We start from the raw sequence: 7632 nt of genomic DNA on the forward strand, positions 1-7632 counted from the left end.
ATGAGCACCGTATTAGAAGAAGACAAGAAAATTACGTTTCCGGACCTCGACAATATCTATCTGGCAGCCGAACGGCTTCGGGGAGTGGCTGTGCACACCCCTCTCCAAGAGAACATTAACTTATCGGATCGCTACGGAGCCAATATTTTTCTCAAACGAGAAGACTTACAGGTCGTTCGGTCTTATAAGATCCGCGGAGCTTATAACAAAATGGCCAGCCTGTCTCAAGAGGCTTTGGCCAAAGGAGTTGTGTGTGCCAGTGCCGGAAACCACGCACAAGGTCTGGCGTATGCCTGCCGGAAAATGGCCGTTCATGGCACTATTTTCATGCCGACAACTACCCCTAATCAAAAGATAAAACAAGTCAACCTGTTTGGTAAGGAGTTTGTCGATGTCGTGCTTATTGGCGATACCTACGACGACGCTTATCACGCAGCGATGGAGTTTGTCCAGACACACGAGAGCATATTTGTCCATCCATTCGACGATGTGCAGGTTATGGAAGGGCAGGGAACGGTGGGGCTGGAGATTTTTAAAGATTCTAATTTTAAGATTGACTATCTGCTCATGGCCATTGGCGGGGGCGGATTAGCATCGGGTGTTTCAACGGTTTTCAAACAATTAAGTCCCAAAACCAAGCTTATTGGCGTGGAACCACTGGGCTCACCGTCAATGAAAGTGGCTATCGACGAAGGCCACGTGGTCACTCTTGATGTAATTGATAAATTTGTGGATGGAGCTGCCGTGAAACGCGTCGGTGATATGACTTTTGAAATATGTCGTAAGAACCTCAATCGCGTGTTACTGGTACCTGAGGGCAAGGTTTGCACAACCATCCTTCAACTCTATGACGAAGAAGCTATTGTAGCCGAACCAGCAGGCGCATTAACGATTGCCGCCTTGGACTTTCTGAAAGACGAAATTAAAGGGAAGAACGTCGTGTGTCTGGTTAGTGGCGGCAATAATGATATCACCCGAACAGAAGAAATCAAGGAACGTTCGCTGCTTTATGAGGGACTCAAGCATTACTTCATTGTCCGGTTTCCGCAGCGCTCCGGGGCCATGCGTGAGTTCTTAGACAATGTCCTTGGCCCTAATGATGATATTACGTTGTTTGAATACTCCAAGAAAACGAATCGCGAACGGGGTCCAGCCCTGATTGGTATTGAACTGAAAGCAAAAGCCGACTTCGATCCTTTACTAAGCCGGATGCACGAGGCTAAAATTCAGTTTGAATACCTAAATGACAAACCCGATTTGTTTGAGTTTTTGATTTGAGTTCGCTCACAACATCTGCACTGCGATTACCGCCGTTTAAGTTAAACAACAGGCTTTTGAGCGTATTCAGTCGCATTAATCAGCATTGAAGCTGTTCGGCTCTGCCCGATGAAGATTGTCAGAAAAAAGTAATATTGGTTTCCTAAGGCAGATAAAGCTGGCTTTTAGACTATTGATATTGTATTGCCTTGTGATGCTGTTCAGACAGAAGTCCTCATACTAAAGAATGGATTAATAGTGTTATTGAACAGGAAGAAATAAAACCATGAGCCACCCGACCACATTATTCGATAAAATTTGGGATGCCCACGTTGTCAAACGCGCAGAAGGCCATCCAGATGCAGTATTTATTGACCGGCATTTTATCCATGAAGTAACTAGTCCACAAGCATTTGACGGTCTGCGTCAGCGAGGTCTTGGCGTATTCAATACCAACCGTACCACAGCTACGGCTGATCACAACGTACCAACTAAAAATCAACATTTGCCCATTCTGGAAGTTCTATCACGGCATCAGGTAGAGACTTTACGTAAAAACTGCGCTGAATTCGGCGTTGAGTTATATGATTTAGGCCATCCATTTCAGGGAATCGTTCATATTATTGGTCCCGAATTGGGTCTAACCTTGCCGGGTATGACCATAGTTTGTGGCGACAGTCATACCAGTACACACGGCGCATTAGGCAACGTAGCTTTTGGCATTGGCACCAGCGAAGTAGAGCAAGTGTTAGGTACCCAGTGCATTCTGCAGTACAAACCCAAGCGAATGCGTATCAGTGTAAATGGTCAATTAGCAAAAGGCGTCACGTCAAAAGATATTATCCTCTATATTATCTCAAAAATCTCGGCCAGCGGAGCCACAGGCTACTTTGTCGAATATGCAGGCGATACAATTCGTAGTCTTTCGATGGAGGCCCGAATGACCATATGTAACATGAGTATTGAGATGGGTGCGCGGGGTGGCCTAATTGCCCCCGACGAAACAACTTTCGATTATATTAAAGGACGCCGGTTTGCACCACAAGGAGACGCTTTTGACCAGGCTGTTTCGCAATGGCGTGAACTCAAAACCGATGACGAAGCCATCTTCGATGTTGAACTGACTTACAATGCTGAAGATATTCAGCCGATGATTACGTATGGTACTAATCCAGGCATGGGTATCGGCATTGGCGAACACGTTCCTAACCTAAGTGAGATTCCAGCTCATGAATTGGCATCGTTTACCAAATCACTGGCTTACATGGGCTTAGAACCAGGTATGGAGCTTCGTAATAAGCCTGTCGATTACGTATTTATCGGCTCTTGCACCAATGCTCGTATCGAGGATTTACGCACCGTAGCCAATTTTGTGAAAGGAAAACAGAAGGCAGAAGGTGTAGAGGTTTGGATTGTACCAGGGTCGGTGCAGGTTTCCAATCAAGCCAAAGCAGAAGGTCTGGATAAGGTCTTTACTGAAGCCGGATTTGAGCTTCGCGAACCCGGTTGTTCAGCTTGTCTGGGTATGAATGAAGATAAAATTCCGGCGGGTAAGTATTGTATCAGTACCTCAAACCGCAACTTTGAAGGACGACAGGGACCAGGTGCAAGAACGTTTCTGGCGAGCCCAATTATGGCCGCTGCGGCTGCTGTAGCAGGACGAGTAGTCGACATTCGAGATCTGGTGTAGTACAGGAAAATCACTTTCATTTTTTGCAGATAAACCAATTATCAGGCATGTTTTGCAAAGGCAATTGACTTAACTCAGTAGTTTATTTAGTTTTAGGCACAAAATTTACTTTTGGATGAGCCAAGCAAAACAAACAGCCCAGAAAGTTGACTATAATGGCAGTGATAATTTAGCCATGATGTCCTTTGCCAAAAATTATAACGGGAGCTTGTATGAGTGGGTTAAGCAGGGAACAACAGCCAGCACGTTGATTCTCGACTTTGGTGCAGGTAATGGTGAATATGCAAATCGGTTTCCAGCAAATGCGGTTGATACGGTTGAAATTGACCCGGAACTCCTGCCCTTAATCAAGCAACCTGTCTATACTGATCTGAGCCAGCTTTCTCATCAATATGATATGGTTTATACCATCAATGTGCTGGAACACATTGAGTACCACCAGGCCATTGTCAATGATCTATTTAATAAGATTAAACCCGGTGGAACAATCAAAGTATTCGTACCGGCCCGCATGGAAATCTTCAGCCGTATGGACGAACACGTTGGCCATTACCGGCGATACGACAAACGTATGGTTAGTGAACTGCTAAAGTCGTCAGGCTTTCAGGTTACGGATTGCCGCTATTATGATTTTGCGGGCTACTTTATCTCACTGTTATACAAATGGTTAGGTAAGGATGGCCGTATCACCAAAGATTCGGTCATTTTTTATGACCGAATCATTTTTCCCATTAGCCGTGTATTCGACCAATTGACATCGGGGAAGATAATTGGGAAAAATGTTCTGGCTGAGGCCATTCGCCCTCGCTAATACCTACTACATTATGAGTAAAGAAACATTTCATACCCTCACGACTAAAGCGGTTCCGCTGTCGATTGAAAACATTGATACAGACCAAATTATTCCAGCTCGTTTTCTGAAAGCGACAACTCGGGAAGGGTTCGGCGAAAACCTCTTTCGTGATTGGGCTTATAACCCTGATGGCACCAAAAAGAGCGACTTTATCTTAAATAACCTGGATTATTACACGGGTGAATACAGTGCTAAAATATTGGTGGCGGGTCGCAATTTCGGTATGGGCAGCAGCCGCGAGCATGCGGCCTGGGCTATTCATGACTTTGGCTTTAAAGCCGTTGTCTCCAGTTTCTTTGCAGACATTTTTCGCAATAATGCCCTGAATACATCTGTACTGCCGGTACAGGTTTCTGATAAATTCCTGGGGACAATTTTTAACGTGCTGGCGGCTAACCCGGATACGCTGATAACAATTGACCTTCCATCGCAAACGATTTCCTTAGAAACCGGAGAATCAGAGCAATTTGACATCAATACTTATAAAAAAACATGTCTCCTGAATGGATACGATGATATTGACTATTTGCTTAGCTTAAAAGATGAGATCAAACAGTTCGATTTAGCCCACACAATTTAAAGCCCTGAGATACCGTAGCGAGAACAATAGACACCTCTTGCTGCCGTATATCTTGTCTTTCTCTTTAAAATGAAAAAACACATTGTAGTTATTGCCGGTGATGGTATCGGACAGGAAGTAACAACGGTTGGGAAGCAGGTTTTGGAAGCAATTGCCAAAAAATATAACCACGAATTTACTTTCGACACCGCCCTTATCGGGCACGCTGCTATTGAAGCCACTGGCAGTCCACTCCCAGAGGAAACCATTACCAAATCAAAAGAGTCGGATGCCATTTTATTCGGAGCGGTTGGTCATCCAAAATATGACAATGACCCATCGGCCAAAGTTAGGCCTGAGCAGGGTTTGTTGGGTATTCGTAAAGCACTGGGTCTGTACGCTAATCTTCGGCCAATCAAACTATTCGATGAGCTTTTAAGCGCATCAAGTATCAAACCTGAGATTCTAAAAGGAGCTGACATCTTGTTCTTCCGCGAACTAACGGGTGATGTGTATTTTGGCGAGAAAGGTCGTACAGATGATCGTAACACGGCCTATGATACCATGATCTATAGCCGTTATGAGGTTGAGCGGATTGCGGTTAAAGCGTTTGACGCAGCCATGACTCGACGCAAAAAATTATGCTCAGTCGATAAAGCTAACGTGTTAGAATCATCGCGCTTATGGCGGGAGGTAGTGCAGGAAATTGCGCTGCGCTATCCTGACGTAGACGTTGAGCATCAGTTTGTCGATACGGCTGCAATGCTATTAATTAAAGATCCTAAACGCTTCGATGTTGTCTTGACAGGCAATCTTTTTGGCGATATCCTGACCGATGAAGCTAGCCAGATTGCTGGATCAATGGGAATGCTGGCATCGGCGTCTATAGGTGACACAACGGGCTTATATGAGCCGATTCATGGTTCAGCCCACGATATTACTGGTAAAGGTGTAGCCAATCCGTTAGCGTCAGTTTTGTCAGTAGCATTGATGCTCGACATTTCGTTTGGCATGAAAGCAGAAGCAGATACCGTCGTTCAAGCTGTTGACTCTGTGCTTAAAGCCGGTTTCCGAACTCGTGACATTGCCGATAGCAGTACACCCGCTGACAAACTTTTAGGGACGGTCCAAATGGGCCAGCAAATATTACAGCGACTAACAGCCTAATGATCATTTATTTTTTGTTAAAAACTTTTCCTTGTTTGTAAAATTCTCAAAAACAATTATTTTTGTAGCGTAATTACGCGGACAGCGAATTTTCGCAGAAAAATATTATGAGCAACTTCCTACTCTGCCAACTGCAAGAATTAAACGTTTTTTAAGACGGAGAAGGATACGCTATACCGAAAAGCCCTTTCTCTAATCAGAGAAAGGGCTTTTTTATTACCAACGCATTATTTCTATTTCAATCAATACCGTATTATGAGCCAGCGAGTTTATATTTTTGATACTACTTTGCGCGACGGAGAGCAAGTGCCTGGTTGCCAGTTAACTACTGATGAAAAAATTGTAGTAGCTAAAGAACTAGAGCGCATGGGCGTTGATATCATTGAAGCTGGTTTTCCCATTTCAAGTCCTGGTGACTTTCGTTCGGTGGTTGAAATCTCAAAAGCGGTAACTGAACCGACAATTTGCGCACTAAGCCGGGCAGTAAAAGGAGATATTGATGCCGCTGGTGAAGCACTCAAATGGGCAAGACATGGCCGTATCCATACAGGTATTGGTTCATCGGATATTCATATTCATAATAAATTCGGTAGCACGCGCGAGAAAATTCTGGAACAGGCTATTGCTGCTGTAAAACATGCTAAAACCTACGTAGAAGACGTAGAGTTTTATGCTGAAGATGCAGGTCGTGCTGATCTAGTATTTCTTGCTCAATTAACCGAAGCAGTGATCAATGCGGGAGCTACGGTGGTTAATATTCCTGATACAACCGGCTATTGTCTACCTGATGAATACGGAAAGAAAATAGCCTACATTTATGAACATGTGTCCAATGTTCATAAAGCCATCATTTCCATTCACTGCCACAATGATCTTGGTTTGGCAACCGCAAATACGTTGGCAGGTGTCATGAACGGCGCACGGCAGGTAGAAGTAACAATAAATGGTATTGGCGAACGAGCCGGTAATACATCGCTTGAAGAAGTTGTGATGGCATTGAAAATCAAAAAAGAATTAGGTCTACACACAAATATTGATTCTACTAGATTATTTCCCGTCAGTAATTTGGTATCTCAGATGATGCGAATGCCCGTTCAGGCTAATAAAGCGATTGTCGGACGGAATGCATTCGCTCACTCTTCAGGTATTCACCAGGACGGTTTCCTGAAACATTCGGAGAACTACGAGATAATGAACCCGCATGACGTGGGTGTACCTAAATCTTCCATTGTGCTCACAGCGCGCAGTGGGCGTCATGCTCTAAAACATCGACTTGAACTATTAGGCTTCCGCTATGATAAGCCAACCCTTGACGGTATATACAATCGTTTCCTTGACATGGCTGACATTCGCAAGGAAGTAAATGATAAAGATTTAATGGAATTAATTCGTTGACGAAATGCCCACTTTAAAGTGGGCATTTTTGTTATAAAGTCGGAACTTGAACAAAATAGCTATACCTGCTGTTTCGCGAAAAGTAAGGATGAAGAACTAACTAAAATTTCAATGCTATGGCCCGTCCAACAGCTGAATTAATTAACGCACTCCGTCAAACGGCTTATAATCTAAAACAAGGAACTCCCTACCAATGGGGCCACATGGGCGGATGTAATTGCGGAAACCTTGCACAAGAGCTAACTAAGCTTAACAAGAATCAAATTCACCAATATGCGATGCAACGGCACGGCGATTGGAATGAGCAGGCTGAAGATTATTGCTCAACGAGTCAAATGCCCATAGATTTACTAATAAATGAAATGCTTAATGCCGGACTGATGCTTGAAGATTTGAAGCACCTTGAAAGGCTTGATGACAGACAAGTATTACTCCGTTTTCCGTTTGAAGAACGATTTTTAAAACACAATGTGCGAGAGGATGTCATCAAGTATATGAATGCTTGGGCAGAGCTGCTTGAAGAGCAATTGCTAGAAAAGATAACGTTACCCAGTATTGACGCCTTTGAGTGGGCATAACGCTCTAATTAATTAAAGTACTGAGTAAGCTAAGCTCGCAGCTTTATCATACACTATCAATTCAAGATAGTCTAAAACGCAAGAAGCCGTGGGTCTTTCGACTCACGGCTTCACAACGGCAGCTTGCACTGCG

The 7632-nt window shown here is 44.0% G+C and carries 7 protein-coding genes; all 7 read left to right on the forward strand.

The annotated features are described in order from the left end of the window. The 7 genes from ilvA to ACFS25_RS20140 all read left to right on the forward strand — a co-directional run bounded on the left by ilvA (position 1) and on the right by ACFS25_RS20140 (position 7499). The gene (gene ilvA / locus ACFS25_RS20110; protein WP_381504541.1) at positions 1 to 1278 is read left to right on the forward strand and encodes a threonine ammonia-lyase IlvA; all 1278 of its coding nucleotides are present in this window, start codon (positions 1 to 3) and stop codon (positions 1276 to 1278) included. A gap of 265 nt (positions 1279 to 1543) precedes the next feature. Continuing rightward, positions 1544 to 2947: a 3-isopropylmalate dehydratase large subunit gene (leuC, locus tag ACFS25_RS20115; RefSeq protein ID WP_381504544.1), complete on the forward strand. Its 1404-nt coding sequence runs from the start codon at positions 1544 to 1546 to the stop codon at positions 2945 to 2947. A 115-nt stretch (positions 2948 to 3062) separates the two neighbouring features. Continuing rightward, on the forward strand, positions 3063 to 3758 hold the full coding sequence (locus tag ACFS25_RS20120) for a class I SAM-dependent methyltransferase (RefSeq protein WP_381504545.1): 696 nt from the start codon (positions 3063 to 3065) through the stop codon (positions 3756 to 3758). A 13-nt stretch (positions 3759 to 3771) separates the two neighbouring features. Then, positions 3772 to 4380, forward strand: coding sequence for a 3-isopropylmalate dehydratase small subunit (gene leuD / locus ACFS25_RS20125; protein ID WP_381504547.1), 609 nt, complete (start codon positions 3772 to 3774; stop codon positions 4378 to 4380). A gap of 69 nt (positions 4381 to 4449) precedes the next feature. Further along, positions 4450 to 5526, forward strand: a complete 1077-nt coding sequence (gene leuB / locus ACFS25_RS20130; protein ID WP_381504549.1) for a 3-isopropylmalate dehydrogenase — start codon at positions 4450 to 4452, stop codon at positions 5524 to 5526. Positions 5527 to 5781: 255 nt separating this feature from the next. Beyond that, entirely contained in the window at positions 5782 to 6921 is a 1140-nt protein-coding gene (locus tag ACFS25_RS20135) for a 2-isopropylmalate synthase (protein ID WP_381504551.1), read from the forward strand. Positions 6922 to 7037: 116 nt separating this feature from the next. After that, complete coding sequence (locus ACFS25_RS20140) at positions 7038 to 7499, forward strand: hypothetical protein (RefSeq protein ID WP_381504553.1); 462 nt, start codon at positions 7038 to 7040, stop codon at positions 7497 to 7499. The last annotated feature ends 133 nt before the right edge of the window (positions 7500 to 7632 follow it).

Source organism: Spirosoma flavum (assembly GCF_042686045.1).
Classification (GTDB): Bacteria; Bacteroidota; Bacteroidia; order Cytophagales; family Spirosomataceae; genus Spirosoma; species Spirosoma flavum.